Origin of the sequence: Mesorhizobium caraganae, from assembly GCF_016836705.1 — a bacterium.
In the GTDB taxonomy this organism is placed as follows: domain Bacteria; phylum Pseudomonadota; class Alphaproteobacteria; order Rhizobiales; family Rhizobiaceae; genus Mesorhizobium; species Mesorhizobium caraganae.
Genome location: NZ_JAFCGY010000003.1, coordinates 211,616 through 227,121 on the forward strand (window position 1 = coordinate 211,616; position 15,506 = coordinate 227,121).

9 protein-coding genes are annotated in these 15,506 nt (G+C 60.5%); 1 reads left to right on the forward strand and 8 read right to left on the reverse strand.

Annotated elements, in window-relative coordinates; genetic code table 11:
• Nucleotide 1: 1 nt before the first annotated feature.
• From JQK88_RS10995 to JQK88_RS11025, 7 genes are all read right to left on the reverse strand, one after another.
• Nucleotides 2-2,125 carry an outer membrane protein assembly factor BamB family protein gene (locus tag JQK88_RS10995; RefSeq protein WP_192253985.1) on the reverse strand — a complete coding sequence of 708 codons (2,124 nt, stop codon included), beginning with the start codon at nucleotides 2,123-2,125 and terminating at the stop codon, nucleotides 2-4.
• 233 nt (nucleotides 2,126-2,358) lie between these two features.
• The gene (locus JQK88_RS11000) at nucleotides 2,359-5,769 is read right to left on the reverse strand and encodes a GumC family protein (protein ID WP_203278310.1); all 3,411 of its coding nucleotides are present in this window, start codon (nucleotides 5,767-5,769) and stop codon (nucleotides 2,359-2,361) included.
• A gap of 317 nt (nucleotides 5,770-6,086) precedes the next feature.
• Nucleotides 6,087-7,088 carry a glycosyltransferase family 8 protein gene (locus JQK88_RS11005; RefSeq protein WP_312037261.1) on the reverse strand — a complete coding sequence of 334 codons (1,002 nt, stop codon included), beginning with the start codon at nucleotides 7,086-7,088 and terminating at the stop codon, nucleotides 6,087-6,089.
• 64 nt (nucleotides 7,089-7,152) lie between these two features.
• Nucleotides 7,153-8,136, reverse strand: coding sequence for a glycosyltransferase family 2 protein (locus JQK88_RS11010; protein ID WP_203278311.1), 984 nt, complete (start codon nucleotides 8,134-8,136; stop codon nucleotides 7,153-7,155).
• Nucleotides 8,137-8,379: 243 nt separating this feature from the next.
• The gene (locus tag JQK88_RS11015; protein ID WP_246749801.1) at nucleotides 8,380-9,552 is read right to left on the reverse strand and encodes a polysaccharide pyruvyl transferase family protein; all 1,173 of its coding nucleotides are present in this window, start codon (nucleotides 9,550-9,552) and stop codon (nucleotides 8,380-8,382) included.
• 122 nt (nucleotides 9,553-9,674) lie between these two features.
• On the reverse strand, nucleotides 9,675-11,018 hold the full coding sequence (locus JQK88_RS11020; protein WP_192253974.1) for a glycoside hydrolase family 140 protein: 1,344 nt from the start codon (nucleotides 11,016-11,018) through the stop codon (nucleotides 9,675-9,677).
• 29 nt (nucleotides 11,019-11,047) lie between these two features.
• On the reverse strand, nucleotides 11,048-12,496 hold the full coding sequence (locus JQK88_RS11025; protein WP_192253972.1) for a DUF4214 domain-containing protein: 1,449 nt from the start codon (nucleotides 12,494-12,496) through the stop codon (nucleotides 11,048-11,050).
• A 370-nt stretch (nucleotides 12,497-12,866) separates the two neighbouring features.
• Here JQK88_RS11025 and JQK88_RS11030 point away from each other — a divergent pair, with 370 nt between their 5' ends.
• Nucleotides 12,867-14,318 (forward strand): oligosaccharide flippase family protein, encoded by a 1,452-nt coding sequence (locus JQK88_RS11030; RefSeq protein WP_246749803.1) that lies wholly within the window; start codon nucleotides 12,867-12,869, stop codon nucleotides 14,316-14,318.
• A gap of 30 nt (nucleotides 14,319-14,348) precedes the next feature.
• Here JQK88_RS11030 and JQK88_RS11035 read toward each other — a convergent pair whose 3' ends face one another.
• A complete protein-coding gene (locus JQK88_RS11035; protein ID WP_192253970.1) occupies nucleotides 14,349-15,494 on the reverse strand; it encodes a glycosyltransferase in 1,146 nt (381 codons plus the stop codon).
• Nucleotides 15,495-15,506 lie beyond the last annotated feature (12 nt).

Consider the following 15,506-nt stretch of genomic DNA (forward strand, 5'->3'; position numbering starts at 1 on the left):
CCTATAGTCCGAAGACAAACAGTGCCCGACCGGCTTCGATCGCGATGACCTGCCGACCGTCCACGTTAAACGAGATCGGAGCCGCTCTCGTCTCTCCGCCAAGCGGCACGCGCCAAAGTTCTTGTCCGGAGGCGGAGTCGAGCGCGAACAACACCCCGCCGGAGGCGCCGAAGACCAACCCGCCGGCAGTGGCGAGGAGGCCGCCGTAACCTGAGTCCTTTGCCGTGGGGGAGCGGAATTCCCATCTCCTCTTGCCAGTCGCAGCATCGAGCGCTCGCACGGCCCGCACGGGCGGAGCGACCCACGCGGCCCCGCTTGCAACAAACAGTCCCCCCTCCCCCCGTTGCACGTTGTCCGGATCGGTTTTCGTAAAAATCGATGCCCCTTCGGTCGTCGGTACGAAGACCAGCCCTTGACCTTGGTCGAAGGCCGGATTTTGCCAGTTCGTTCCGCCGCCGCCTGGTCGTATAAGGCGTCCCTCCGTCGAAGCGCCCGCGGATAAGACCGGCCGCCCCGCGTGATCCAGGCCATCGGCCCAATTCTGCTCCACAAAGTTTACGCCGGTCAGGAACTCCCCTGTGACCCTGTCGAGCACATAGTAAAATCCATTCCTGTTTGCCCAGCAAATCACCTTGCGTTTGACGCCGTTGATCGTGAGTTCGGCAAGGATGGGCGTCTGGTTGGAGTCCCAGTCGTGTTCGTCATGTGGCGTGAACTGGAAGTGCCATGCGAGCTTGCCGGAATTCGCATGCAGCGCGATCGCGCTGTTGGTGTACAAGTTGTCGCCCGGGCGCACGTCGCCATTATAGTCGGGACTCGGGTTTCCAACCCCCCAATATAAGAGATCAAGTGAAGAGTCGTAGCTGCCCGTCACCCATGTCGGGCCGCCGCCGGTTCGCCAGGCGTCGTTCTCCCAAGTCTCGTGCCCCGGTTCGCCAGAACCAGGGATGGTATTGAATTTCCACAGTTGTTTGCCGCTCGCGGGGTCATAGGCCGCCAGAAATCCGCGAATGCCGAACTCGCCGCCGGCGACGCCTACTACGATGGCATTGTTCGCGACCAGAGGCGCCCCGGTCATTGTGAAGCCTTCGGAGGGCTTCGCTACTTCGGTTTCCCAGACCTCCATCCCGGTGTTGACATCCACAGCGACGAGGACGCCGTCCAGGGTACCCAGAAAGAGTGTGGTGCCGAGAACAGCAAGGCCTCTGTTCACCCGACCGCAGCACATGGGCAGATTATCGGGTAAGGGCCTGTCGTACTTCCAGATCACCTTGCCCGATTTTGTGTCGAAGGCAACGATGCTGGCAGGAGGCACGCTGGTGAAGAGCGCTCCGCCGACGACGAGCGGCGTTGCCTCTATAACTCGGTCATCGGTGTCGAGTTGGCTAATCCAGCGGACACGAAGTCGGGACACATTTTCCTTGGTGATTTCGGAGAGCGGCGAATAGCGTTGGCCGTCCAACGAACCCGAATAGGTCAACCATTGGCCCAGATTCGGAGCAAGCAGGTCGTCGCCCTTCACGCGGATATCAAGATGAGTCGCGTTGTCGTCGCTCGTGGCCGAAGTCCTGGCCTGAAGCGATCTGATATAGCTTACAACCCTCCAACGGTCGTCGAACGACAGATCAGCGTGGGACGCCATGGAAGTGGCGGGAATACCGTCGCGCACGACCTTGTAAATGGCCAGGTCGCTGTCGCCATGTCTAAGTGACCGGTCGAGAAGCGGAGCGTGTGTCCCCGATCCATCGTGGCAGGCCGCGCAGCTCCTGCGAAATATCTCGGCACCGCTGGCGCGATCCTCCGCACTGATAAAAGGATTGCTGACTGCGGCATCCAGGGAGCGCCCTTCCGTCACCGTCGTAGTCAAAACGAACCCGCTCGAAGGGTTCGTCATCCGAAGAAGCTCCGACCAGGATAGATCCGAAACGCCCCCCAACACCTTACGCGTATAGAGTTGTACTCTCCAGGTCAATGAATGCCATATCTTCGTACTTTTCGCTTCATCTTCTGGCTTGGGCATATTGTTGTAAAATACAAATCCACCAATTACGGCAACTAAGACGAAAAGCATCGCAGCATATAAAAATCGTAGCTTCCACTTTCTTTTTTTGATTGAATGTGCCATTTATCTATTTTGGTATTTTCCTGCTTGCCGCGCGCTTATTGTTGTATTTGTTATCATGCGAGCAAAGCGGTCACATCGAGACCATTCCAGTCGGCCGTCGGGAGGAGTCAAGGGCAACATCCCTGTACTGTCGCCCCGATACGGTTTGGTCGACGCCTGATGCTTGTCAAGGCATTTTCCCAGCAAGCGGGGCCGGTCCGCAAGAAAGGCAAAAGGAGTAACAGCACGAGGACTTAACTCCTAAGCCCTATGAATGGGACTCCTGGCCGCATTGCCGATCCGCGCAACAAGAGTGGTAGTCTGCGGAGGAAAAGCCGGCTTGCCGAGGGCAATCCGTAGGCAGCGAGATGCTTTCCAGACCGTGCCGGGGCCTCCGTGATCAACACGCCGGCTATCCGCGCCTTGCTCGCATGCATAGACCGAACGAGTTCCTTCAGTGCATCCATGGAGGTTCTGCCCCATCCGGCGACCAGGATGACGCCATCGAGAACCGAGTTGACCGCCAATTTTGAAGGTCCCGAAGTAAACGACGGAAGGACCACGATGACAATATCGTACGATTGCAATTCTGCGACGGCGGCGTGCATCGTCTGCGGGACAAGCAGCTCATTGGTGTCGGACGACGAGCATGGAAGCAGGTCGAACTTCCGGTTCGGCACAGGTACTATGCTCGACGTCACGGGTCCCGCCGACTGCTCGCCAGCAGCAGGCGATCCCCCCAACAGCAGCCTGGTCAACTCCGGGTGAGAGAGGTTCGCGTCGAGGAGCAGCACGCGCTGGCCACTCATCGAATAGACCGAAGCGAGATTGATTGCTGTCGAGCATTTGTCCTCGCCCTCCGTCGTCGACGTAATGCCTAGCCACTTCATGGGATGGGCGGTGTCGGCGAGGCTGATCGCAGTCTTGACCCGCCTGAGACTGTGGCTGAGGGGCGAATGTGGAGAGTTCGTCACCTCGTCCATTCGGCCGCTATGTCCTCTCCGGTCGAATGGCGGCAACTCGCCCATGCATTCCAGCCCGAGCCCCTCACGGACTTGCCGCGGCCAACGAATGGTCTTGTCGAACATGTTCCGGATAAAGGCCAGGGCCACTCCGACCATGATGCCGAAGAGAGCGCCGAAAGCCAGCATCAGCGAACGCCGCGGGTGGCTGGCTGACGGCGATGGCGAGGCTGGCGTGATAACCCGCAGGTCGGCAATCGGATATGTTTCCTGGTTGAGCGAACTGGTGTGCGCCTGCAAGAAGTCGCGGTACATCTTGCGGTAGATGTCTGCGGTAAGATCGAGTTCTTCGAGCGTAGACTCATGTGTCTCGCCGCCCGCATTCTCCATCGCCTTGTCCCGGACCGCCGCGACGGCCGACGGTCTGCCGACGCTGTAGTCGTGCCGGGCGCGGAATTCCTGGGCGATCTGCGTGGCGTTGTTCATTTGGCTGCGCAACACCTCCAGACGTTTGTCCAGCCACGCGCCATCCTCATGGGCCACCGCCCCCTTGGTCCCCAGTTGTTCGAGCACGAGCGCGTTCGCTGTGGCGTTGGCTACCTTGGCCGACAGTTCGGGATCATGGGAGCTGAAGGAGATTTCGATCGCGTAGGAGCCACCCATCTGACGGATGTCGAGTCCATTCTGAAAGGCCTGCATCGTGTGGCGGGTGCGCCTGAATTCCGCGATCTCGGACGCCGTGCCGTCGGCGCTGCCCGAAGGCGGTTGTCCATCGCCGGCGGATTCGGACGCATCGGCACTCGCGCCTGTCCGAAGGCCCAGCGTTTTCAGCACAAGCGCGCCGAATTGGTGGAATCGTTCGGACAAGGTAAGACTTTGCGGCCGATTGAACGTCGCGTCGTCCCGCAGGTTGAGTGAGTCGATGACCATCATCGCGGTCTTTTCCGACCTCATGAGGGCGATCCGACTTTCGATCTGCGCCGTATCCAGGGACACGTTGGCCTCGCCCGGCTGCTGCTGGAGCAGCTTGGCGAGGTTCGGCTCGATGAGGATCTGGGTGCTCGCCGTGTAAGTCGGGTCCGTGGTCACGACATAGAATCCCGCCGCGAGGATGCCTGCCGCCAGGCAACCCATGATGGAGCGCGCATACAGCTTCAGGAAGCCCGTAATGTCGGAAAGGCCTATGAATTCGCGGTCGATGGGATTCTCCCAGTCGGACGCGGGCGGCCACTGCCCGGATATCGCTACTTGTCTGGCGACAGTCGGATCATCGATCAGTTGCGGGGATTTTTGGTATCCCTTCAACGGCCGTTCGAGAGCATGCTTGTTCCTGCGGGCGAGCACCCTGGTCGAGGCGATGACGGCGAGTGCGATGAAGAAAACGATGCCGGGATCCGCGCTCCCGCTCGAAATGGAGGCGGCGACGATTCCTGCCAGGGCGGATGCCCGGACGGACGACACCACCGCATCCGTTTCGCGATCGACGTAAGGCTTCAGCCCCCCCAGTCCGCGGATCAGCACGCCCAGGAGCGTCACCATCATCAGGCTGCCGACGAAGCCGAGCTGCGAGACGACGGCAATCGGCCAGCTGGAAGCGCGCGAGCTGCCGAACCCGACGCCCAGGCCGCTGGTGTCGGCGAAGGACTGTAGGCTCTTGATGTTCCAGTAGGTCCGTTCGTGGCCGGAGTCCGTGCTGCCCTTGCTGATGATGGTCGAGTCGATGAGGTCGATGACCGGATCGAGGATCCGTTCATCGTAGACGATGATCGCCATCACCGCGCAGACCCCGATCGTCAGGAGGGCGACGATCAGGATTTCATCGGCAGTGACACGACCGGCCAGAAACGAACGTGCGAGGGAAAACGCAACGGGAAGGCTCAGCGCGGCCAGGCCGACATATGCCGTCGACGACGTGGAAAGAAGCAGCAGCAGCAGCAGGGCCGCGGACAACCAGCGGGCCAGCCGGGAGCCTGTCTTGCGCCAATAGACGTAGCAAAACGACAGGCACGCCAGGGACGCGGCGCCGAAGGCCGATGCTTCGGAATAGGCTCCGGCAAGACGGAAGAAACCCGACTGGACCTGATCCGTGAGCATTGCGTAGCTGGCTGTCCGGATCACCAGCAGAAGGTCCCCGGCACCCGCGAACTTGCCCGCCAAATCGAGCAATCCCATCGTGACATGGAGGACGCACCAGACGAAGAAACCGCGCCGGATTTCGTCTGTTCGGTCCTTGTTGAGGAGCAGGACGCAGAGGGCGACGACCGTGAGGCCGCCAAGAATGAAATATCCGGTTTGCGAGATGTTGGACGAGACCGGCCCGAGCGAGGCCTCCACGACGACGCCGTGGCGTGTCGTGGATTGGACGAACGCGCTGGTCTGTCCCGCAAACAGGCGCGGGAAAAGCCACGCTCCGACCGCTGCATAAAACATAAGGCCAACGAGAACCCAGACGGGCCGGATCTTGCCGAACACATCGCCCAGGTCCTGCCAGATCCGCCTCCTGGCGGCCACTCCCATCAGCAGAAGAGCGCCGAAGAAGGTGTAGATAAGCGGCGACGATCCTCCCAGCGAACTGAGCGTCATCAGGGCCGTCGAGCCGAAAGCCAGCGATGCAATAAGCCCTACGATCAGAGGCGCCCGGTAGTAATAGGCCAACAGCAGCACTGCCGCGCAGACAACGAGACCGGCAGGCGAGATCTGCATGTGTCAGACCCACCCGAGCCGGCCGCAGCCCTGGGTTTCCTTCATATGGCTGGCTCCCGGCGCATCGGCATGCATGTCATAATTTCCTGGGCTGGCGACCCCGCAATAAAGTCCCGGTTCCGGGCGCGATCGCCGATGCCTGACTTTCGGGAAACAACGCCTGACCGGCAAGCGTGGCAATGGAAGTAGGAGGCGGCGACAAGGTTGAGCGCACTATCCTTTTGCCGTATTGCCATACCTCCATAAGCCTATTCATCGGCTCTTTCGGATCGCACGGACCTGCTTCGTCGCCATGGCGCCGAGCGGCTCCGGGTGCGTCACCGCGAAAGCAAGGACAGTATCTTTCGCCTGCGTGTATATCTGCGCCAAGGATACACCCACTTCATGCGAAATCTGTTGCGCTCCCGGTGGGAAAGACCCGCAACAATCTGCGCCTTTGGAGGAACCGGAAGCGTGACGCTGCAGTTCCGCAGCAGCGACTCCGCCTGGCGATAGAATTTGTTGAAATACTCGTCCCAGGGCCAGCCGGGCGCGTCCCAGGGTTTGGGCGCGCCGACGAAGTGCCAGATCGTTGGCTTGAATCCCAGCTCGCGCGGATCCAACGCCATCATGTATTCGCTCTGATAATTGTAGCGAAGAGGCAGAAAGTCGACGTTTCCCTGCGCCGCGTGATTGAGCGCGCTTTGATCAGACGCGATGCAGCGGTCCGGATGCTCACGCAGAAACCTGATTGCCGACGACGCTATGGAATTCCACGCGTTTTTCGATGCATATATTACGCCTGAATTGAAATATGCAGTCGGACTGCAGCCCAAATCTCTCAGATGGGCTATGTCTTTCCCTTTAGACAGGCTCAATTCATCAATGTATATTCTCATGAAGTCCGGTACCGCCATCAGACCGTGCTCGGGCGGCGAAATTGCCAGCAGGCTGTCGAGCTCGTCATCCACCATGGTGTCGCCGTCGATGTACAGAAGACGCCCGATATCCTCTTCCAACAACGAGCCGATCCACAACCGTGCCAGCGCTATTGGGGGAACGACGTCGCGGTGAAATCGGGAGAGTTCAGCCAGCTGCGGGAAGCTCGCTGGCTTGATTGATATCTTCGTCCCGGCAACAGCCGCGCCGAATTGCTGCAACCACGCCTGTTCCGCATTGACGACGAATAGATAAATGGAGATGTCGCCGCCAGTATGGGCATCGGCGGACAATGCCGTTGCGAACGTCGGAAGAAAGTAGTTCTGGTCCGTGACCAGAACCACCGCCGCCTTTCCGGACGTTTTTGCGCTTTGGTCTTGTTCGGCAATTGGCAAGGTCACGATCCGATCCGACATCTATTGCCCAATCGATGTTGAGCGCTTTGCAAAATTCCGAGAAACAGCGCTAAGGGCGCGTCGCTCCAAGTACCTCCAAAATGACCCGTCTCGCACGTTTGAGGGAGCCGTCCGCCGTGAACAAGTGGCCGATGGGCGGCAGAAGCATTATGGAGGCCGGGTCAAGCCTCCGGCCGAATCTGAAAAGTTTGGCGCCGGCCGCGCGCTTGCCCCTTATCAGATGCGATAGTGCCGACCAGTAGGCGGCCGCCGCCAGATGGCGCCGGACCGTGCGATGAAGCGCCGGCGCGTTCGGCATGGTGCTGCCTTCATGAGCAAAGAAACTCTCCAGCACGGTTTCATATTCCTGCAGCCTACGGAGTCCGTCCTGCCACATGACTTGAGAGATGTTGGTCGTGTGTTCGCGCGTTATCGCCAGCGGCACGGAAAGCTCCGCAACGGATCCGAATCGGGCTAGGCGCAGAGCCATCTCCAGATCGTCGAGCAGCGGGACGGACGGCCGATAGTGGCCGACCGCCTTCTGCACGGATGTCCGCACGAGCATTGCATGGGCGGTCAGGTTGAATTTCATCTTCCGGCAGCAGGTCTCGATCAAACGGCTGCCATCCGTCAGTGTCCAGCCGTCGGCCTGCGCAGGCAGGGTGGGAAAGTCGTTCCCGACCCATGGCGCCATCTGCTTGCCCAGCACGAACGATACCTCCTGGAAGCGATCGAGGAGCGCCATCCCAAGGCGAAGGGCTCCCGGCATGAGCAAGTCATCGGCGCAGAGGATCATGAAATAATCGGCGCGGGCCAGATCCACGCCTTCGTTGAACGAGGCGTGGGAACCGACATTCACCGGATGGCAGATGACCTCGATCCTGTCATCCGTCGCCGCCAGCCGATGCGCCACCTCGACGCTGTTGTCGGTGGAGGCGTTGTCGATGATGACGATCCTGACATCCTCGACCCCCTGGGCAAGAACGCTTTGAACGCATTGCGGCAGGAAGTGCGCATAGTTGTAGCAAGGGATGACTATGTCGACGCTGGCCATCAATCAGAACCTCCGATGAGGACGAGGATTGCCAGGCTCGCTTGGCGTCCTCATGGGCTTATTCAGCATTGTTTCCATCGATGATGCTGCTCGCACGAGTGAGACCGCAACAGGCTAGCATTTCGACGTCATTGTTGACCTTCAGACGATGGATGTAGCCCCTACCCCTGGTCCGCAACTTTCGGATGAATGCCGGTTGCGCATTGCCTGGAGGCGCAATGCGGGCGATCAACACCATGCGCTTCAACCGATCACGCCGGAGAGGAGACAGGCGTCCTGTCTATCGACCTGCTCCCTGAACTCGACGAGCCGCTCGCCGATTGCCTGTTCGTGTTTTTCCCTGGCCGCCACCAGCTGCGAAAACTGCGCGATCAGCGTTTCGACATTGAAAGTCTCGACATGCTGGCAGTACTCGCCCAGGTCCATTTCTTCCATCAGCACATCGTTCTTCCTCGCGTAGCTCAGCGAGATGGTCGGCCTGCGCATCATCAATGCGCAGACGATGTTGTGGAACCGCGTGGCGACGACGATGTCGGTGAGCGCCATCTGCCCCATGACGTCGCCCAGCGAATGGACCTGTTCGTGTGCCAGCCTCGAGCCGGGCCGCAGGCCGCCCACGGCCGCCCGGAGCGCGTCGACGGCGATGCTGTCTTCCTCGTCGCCTATGAGAAGCCTGACATCATGGCCGCTGTCGAGCAGGTGGACGACGAAATGCGCCAGTTTGCCAATATAGCCGGAAAGGATCGACTGACCGCCTTCGGCAAAGCCGTACCAGCCGCGATAGGCCATGACGCCGACACCCACCGTCAGCGCCTCCGTCCGAGTCCGAGGAGACGGAATTGGCGCGGGTAGGCCGAAGGCGAGGTCTGGATAGATCGCGTCTCCACGGGTGTCTAAGCCGACACTTTCCATAAATTCCCTGGATTGCAGGTCGCGGTAGGACCGGTAGTGTGCCAGTCGGGCCGCCGACGTCATCAAAAAGCGGCTCAGACGGTTCCTGATCGGCCCGGCCCCGATGCTGACAAAGGCGATACGCGTCCCGACGAGGCGAGCGGCGAGGCACCATTTGAAGATGTCGTAAGGCATACCTGCCGGCCTTTCCCCGAAATCGTCCAGGATACCCGTGCCTGGAAAGATCATCACGTCAGACTTGCGGATGCGGCTTACTGTCTGCACGAAATCAGCAAGTTTTCCGGGGATTTTCAGGAGGAGGCGGTTGATACTTCCGGACAGGCCAGTCGCCGGGCCATTCCGGCGGATCGGCAAAGTATCGATCCCGAATGTCTGTTTGACCACCTCGGGTTCACCGCAAACACATGAAATTTCTGCTTCGGGCCTCTGTCTCCTCAGAAACCCAACCATTGCTTCGAGTGAACCTTCATTGCCGAGGTTGCCGGAGCCGAAGAGCCCGAACATTGTTATTCTTCGAGGCGCTCGGTGCACCTCGATACGGTGGCCGCTTGGGTGGCGGGATGCCGTCCCGATTGCGTCGGTAGTCAAGAGGCTGTCAAAGCTGTCTGCAGCCTCATTCCTGGCGGTCATTGGCTTTGTACCGGTTGCGCATGGAGTTCCAGTATCCAATCGGCATGATCGCCTTTTGGCGGCGCGAAATACCGAACATTCATGGAGAACGGTGACCCGGCCGCTGCCTCGCTCCCTCCGGTGGAAGGATCAACCCAGCGAGCCGAGACCTGCTGTCCGGCTAGCCCTGCAAGGTCAAGGGTAACCCCCCTCCCATTGGGAAGGTAAACGAGTGCGAGCGACCCATCCTTGGTCCGCGAAGACATTGTCCGGGCGTGATAGTTGCCCTGTCCTCCGATAAGGAAATCACTGCTCGTATCAGGTTCGAGCTCCCACCATCTGATCGACGAAAAAAATTGATGGAGAACCTGCATGCTCCTTGCCCCTGGACTGTCGAGCTCCTTTTGCCAGGTCATTTCGGCTGGCCAGAGGCCTGGGCCGCCGAAGTGCCAGATCGGGTTGTTGCCGAACACGTGTCCGGAAGCCCCTGAAAGAATCGCCTGGTAGGCCTGCACCCGCACACGATGCGCGTCCGCGCCGAACTCGTTTTCGTAGGCACTCTCCATAAGGAAAAAAGGCATGTCGCCTGAGGCGTGCTGGACAAGGGCCGCCGCGTGGACGGGTTCATAGGTGTAGACATTGTTCACGGAAAGCCACGGTTCGCCCCGCCAGTCGTCCAGAGCCGCCGTTTCGGGCGCGTTGTGCGCGGTTTGCAAGGCACCCGGATCGGTTTCCCGGATCCCTTCCGCGACCGCCCTGACCAGGCTCTTGTCCGGCGGATTGTAGTCGCCGCCCTCCACCCAGATGATGTTTCCGAGGCCGCCATAGCGCTGTCCGACGAATCGGCCGTAGGCTCGCAGGCTTTTCTCGCCGGCGGCGGCCATCTCCTGGTACCAGCCCTGGTCCCCGCCGCGATAGCCGAGATAGGAAGGGACGAGCAGCACCACGAAACCCAGGTCGCGCGCCCTGCGCAAGACCCAGTCGGCATGCCTGAAATAGGCTTCGTTGGGGGCGCTGAAGTCGCCATCGCGAAGGAAAGGGCGATCGCCATATGCATTGGCGGGAGCGTTGCGGGCAAAGCGATGCTCGATGAGGTTGATCAGCACCACGTTGAACCCGCGTGCCCGCCGGTCACGGAGGTAGACATCCGCATCCTCGCGAGTCAGATCGGCGATCAGCGACCACGCGGCGTCGCCATTGACCAGAAAGGCACAGCCGGCAGCGTCTTCCAGATATCGCTTGCCAGGTTCCACGCGCAGAGGGAACGGCTGCTGGGCCGCCATGGGCGGTTCGCAGGCTTGGCCGACCAGAGTCGTCGCAGCCAGCAGGCAAAATGCTAGACCACAGAAGCGCAGATCCATGACGGCCCAGCCCCCTATTCAGCCGCAGACTAGTTTGCCATTTCGGCGGCGGGGGCCGTTTTCGCGGTCGCGGCGAGATGGACAGCATACTTGTCGATGAATTCGCTGGAGGTGATCATGCCGCGGGCTATGGAATCCCTCGACATCGAGCCGTCCCGCAGCTGTTTGGAATAGACGTCCAGCCCGTACCCGTCGCCGTCCCTGTCCATGAGCAGCCGGTACAGGAAGGCGACATAGCCACGGTCGGTCAGGCCGATGATGGAATACTTCCTCAGGAATTCCCGCGAATGCATCAGGTCGATCATCATTTTGGGGACATCGGCCGAGCCGTCGTCAAGGGCCGCGGACCACCGTTCGATATCTTCGTCGTTCGCCTTGCGCCCCAGTATCAGGCAATGACTGAAACTCGCCTGGCGCATCGTGGCGGTCACGATCTTGTCGCTGTCCGCGAAATCGCAACCGCGCTCCGGCCTGGGCAACGGCCGCGGGCCGAGTATCAAGTCCCTCACCGCAATGTATGCGGCCTTAGGCCCTGCCGGGCTCCAGCCGCGGTCCGCGGAGCCGACAAGCCTGACCAACCCCATTGATGCTTCGAAGTCGGGCGCCCAATAGGTTTCGTCCAGAAGCTCATAGATGTGAGCGGCTTCCACGTTGTACTTGGTCTGCAGCTGGCGCAGCCGCAGCATTGACTGCATCAGTCCTTCGGCCTGCTGTCTTTCGCTTTGCCGGCTTCCGTAAGGATTGTTGAATTCGGTGACCCAGATCGGTTTCCCGTAGCTGGCGAGCACCTTGAAGGCGGGCTCGGGATTCTCGCCGTACATATGCCAGACCGAGATGTCCCATTTGATGCCGTCCTGCTTCATTCGTTCGAACGCCCCGGTGTGGCCCCACCCTGCAGTGCCGATCGCCTTGCGGATGCCCGGGTCGACTCCGCTCATGCCGTCGGACAATCCTTTCAGGACGGCGCTGACCTTGGCCCAGCGCGGGCCGAAATAGTCCAGCACTCCGGTGCCGCCGGCCGGACCCCATTCGCAGGGATACGTGGTGCCGTCGTCGCGCTTCTCGCAAGCTTTGATGATGGCGTAGTTTTCCATCTCGTTGCCCAGTTCCCAGGCACGGATGTCATCCTTGAACCGGGATCCGAATGCGACTGCTAGAGCGCGCGCCTTGCCGTAGAGCTCATCGGTGCTGTCTTTATCGAGGTCGACGTTGCCGGGCGTGATGACGGGCAGCACCTCGATGCCGTGCTTCTTGCCCTCTGCCACGAGTTCCGCCAGCCTGTCCGCTGAAGAAATGTCGGAAATGTTCACGCGGTAGGACTTCATCCCCAGGTCTTCGAGGTAGTCGAACTGACGCTCGATCGCGATGCCTGGATAGGCTGTAATCGGGTGGCCGTTAGCCCCCCAGAGAATGTCGCCGAAGGCCGACGAGGCCATGGCAAGCAGGCAAGCCGCCCCGATCAACGCACGTTTCAACATTTCAGTGCCCCGGTTTTCACCAGACTGCAACACTACCCTCGTCGCGGATCGCAACAATCTGTCTATATTGGGAGACCGCCCTCATCCGGCTACGTCTTTCGAATGCGGCCAATAGCCTTTGGGCGCTATGTGTGACGGCGCAACTCAGTACAGGGCGACCGCTTTCGAGACCTTCGCGGGATGCAGTGTTTTGCAGCCGGAGAAGCGAGTTCAGGCGCCCCTCCGGTCTCAACCGAATGTGGGACGGACCTACTTCCTTTTGGCTTCTACTTCGAACCGCCGGCCTATGTTCTTCTGCCTTGAGATCGGCGGGCGGACCCGGACGTCATCTTCGGCGCTTGTTCACTCGCAGCCGGCATCCAGGATCATCATGAGCGTCAAACGCGCACTTCTGCTGAGCACGGGCGATCGTTACATCGTAATCGGCTTGAACTTTGTCACCGTCGCGGCCGTTTCCCGCATCCTGACCCCCGAGGAGATCGGCATTTCGGTGATCAGCCTGGCAATCCTCGGCATCGCGCTGTCGGCGCGGGAATTCGCCAGTTCGAGTTTCATGATCCAACGTCCGGTTCTGAGCGGGGAGGACATTCGCGGGACCTTCAGCCTGATGCTCGCCCTCACGGCGGCAGTCGCAGCCTTTCTGGTTGTGGCCGCTCCGGCGCTCGCGTCCTCCTTCCATGAAGAAAAACTGGTGCCTTATCTTCGGCTGGTGTCTGTGTGCCTTTTCGTCGAATTGGTCTCTATCCAGATCGTCACCCTGATGCGCCGTGAAATGGCTTTCGGAAAGGTCGCCATGATCAACGTTGCCGGGGCGGCCACTGGAGGAGTTGTTACCGTCGCGCTGGCGCTGACGGGGTTCAGCTATATGAGCTTTGCCTGGGCTTGGCTGGCGAGCAGCGCGGTCACCGGCGTGTTGGCCCTGGCGCTGCGCCCGGATTTCTGGATGTTCAAGCCGACGTTCAAGCAATGGCGCGAGATAGCCGCCTTCGGCGGCTACAATGGCGCCATCGTGTTCCTCTACAGGGCCTACGAGGCCTTGCCCCTCCTGTTGCTCGGCCGTGTCCTGTCGCCCCATGCGGCGGCGCTCTTCAGCCGCGGGCTGACGGTGTGCCAGATACCCGACAAACTGATCCTCGGCGGAGCCATGGCGGTCGTGCTTCCGGTTTTTTCGGCCTCGGCCAGGCAGGGCGGAGACCTTAAACGATCCTATCTGCATGCCATTGAAATCATCACCGGACTTCACTGGCCGGCATTGCTGGCCGTCGCCGCGCTGTCCTATCCCGTCGTGGACATCGTGCTCGGCCACCAATGGCGGGCTGTTGCACCGTTGGTGCAAGTCATCGCGCTGGCGTCGCTTTTCACCTTCAGCTTCGAGCTGAACCATCCCGTGATGATGGCAATGGGCTCGATCAGGGACATGTTCGTGAGGTCGCTGATCGTCGTCCCCGTCTCGGCAGTCGTCATGACGGCCGCGGTCCTGCTTGCCGGACTTATGGGCGCCGCGCTGAGCCTGATGTTCATTGTACCGTTCCAGGCCTTTGTGTCCTTGAGTTTCGTGCGTCGCAGACTTTCGCTGCGGTGGGACGAGATAGCTGTCGCCGTCCGAAAGAGCGTCGTCGTCGCCATGTTGACCACACTCGGCCCGCTGGGCATGATCGTTGCCGGCGGCTTCAGCTTCGACCTGTCGTTGGGACAGGCAATATTCGCCGGGTGTCTTGCCGCGGCCGGCTGGCTGGCCGGAGTGTTCGTGACCAGCCACCCCTTGTTCGACGAAATCGTGAATGCCGGTCGAATATTCCGCAACGCAGTTGCTCCAGCATAATTGTCGGCGCCATTGCGACGGAAGGCCGTTTCACGCTTTTCCTGGAATTGCTCCGGCAGTCAGCAGTTCCCTCCATTGCTGCAGGAACCGATCCTTTGTTGCAGCTGACGCTGTCTCGCGCAGCGAGCGGCTTGTTTGCGCTTTCTCCGCGGCGCTTCGCGAAAGCGCTTTCCCCATAGCTTCCGCGATCGCGGCGGGACTATCCGGCTGCACCTGCGCGCAAACGCCTCCGACGGCCTCCACGAGGGCGCTGCCGGCGGACACCATCGGCAGCAGCCCCATATGGGCGGCCTCCAGTGCCGGCATGCCGAAACCCTCGAGAAGGCTCGGCAGCACGAATGCCTCGGCATTTGCGTAGAGCCAGCGCAACTGCGCGTCGGGAACGTATCCCATGAGCCTCACACCCGGAACGGTGCCTGCGAGTTCCGCTATCTCCGCATAGCCGTCGCCGCGCGATCCGCACAGCAGATATCCGACCCCCTGGCGATGGAAGCCGCCGTCTCGATACGCCTTCAGGGCCGCGACCTGGTTCTTGCGGGTTTCGAACGCGCCAACTGTGAGAAAGAACAGACCGTTGACGCCGGGGACCGCCTCCGCCGGACCATTGAACAGTTCGGTGCGCAGATAGAGCGGGATTGTCTTCAGGAACCGGAAAGCGGACCCGAAAAGGATCTCGAAGTGGTGCGCCGAGAAATTGCTGACGAAAACGACGCCGGGACCAACGCGTCGTATTTTCTCGTAGGCAAGACGATAGTTGGCGCAGGTCCGTTCGTCGTAGAGTTCGCCATGCGTCAGCGGGCCGACATCGTGGCAAAGGACAATATCGTTCTCCGTCAGGCGTGACCTCAGGACGTAGAGCGGGTCCAGGAACAGCCGGGTGCCGCGTTCGTCGACCTTGTCACGGATCAGGAAGATTTCGCTGTCCTGGAGCCAGTTGATCTCCAGCATCATGAGACGGGCGACAATCTTGCGGACCAGGCCCTCGGGGGCGAAGGAACCCAGCCGCCAATACCGGATCCCCGCCCTGCCGGGGACGAATTCCTGGGTCAGGTCCTTGGCGATGTGATAGGCTCCGGTCCTATTCAGGATCGACAGCGAGTTGTCGAAGAGAACCGTCTTGGAGGATGTCCCTCCGCTCGCGGCGTGTAATCTGTCCAGGTCGATCCGCTCGTTCATCGTGCTCTCCCG

Bases quoted from the DNA above. Each gene is read 5' to 3' on its own strand.
- JQK88_RS11030 (WP_246749803.1), top strand. From the start codon at position 12,867: ATGAGCGTCAAACGCGCACTTCTGCTGAGCACGGGCGATCGTTACATC.
- JQK88_RS10995 (WP_192253985.1), bottom strand. From the start codon at position 2,125: ATGGCACATTCAATCAAAAAAAGAAAGTGGAAGCTACGATTTTTATAT.
- JQK88_RS11000 (WP_203278310.1), bottom strand. From the start codon at position 5,769: ATGCAGATCTCGCCTGCCGGTCTCGTTGTCTGCGCGGCAGTGCTGCTG.
- JQK88_RS11035 (WP_192253970.1), bottom strand. From the start codon at position 15,494: ATGAACGAGCGGATCGACCTGGACAGATTACACGCCGCGAGCGGAGGG.
- JQK88_RS11015 (WP_246749801.1), bottom strand. From the start codon at position 9,552: ATGTTCGGGCTCTTCGGCTCCGGCAACCTCGGCAATGAAGGTTCACTC.
- JQK88_RS11025 (WP_192253972.1), bottom strand. From the start codon at position 12,496: ATGTTGAAACGTGCGTTGATCGGGGCGGCTTGCCTGCTTGCCATGGCC.
- JQK88_RS11010 (WP_203278311.1), bottom strand. From the start codon at position 8,136: ATGGCCAGCGTCGACATAGTCATCCCTTGCTACAACTATGCGCACTTC.
- JQK88_RS11020 (WP_192253974.1), bottom strand. From the start codon at position 11,018: ATGGATCTGCGCTTCTGTGGTCTAGCATTTTGCCTGCTGGCTGCGACG.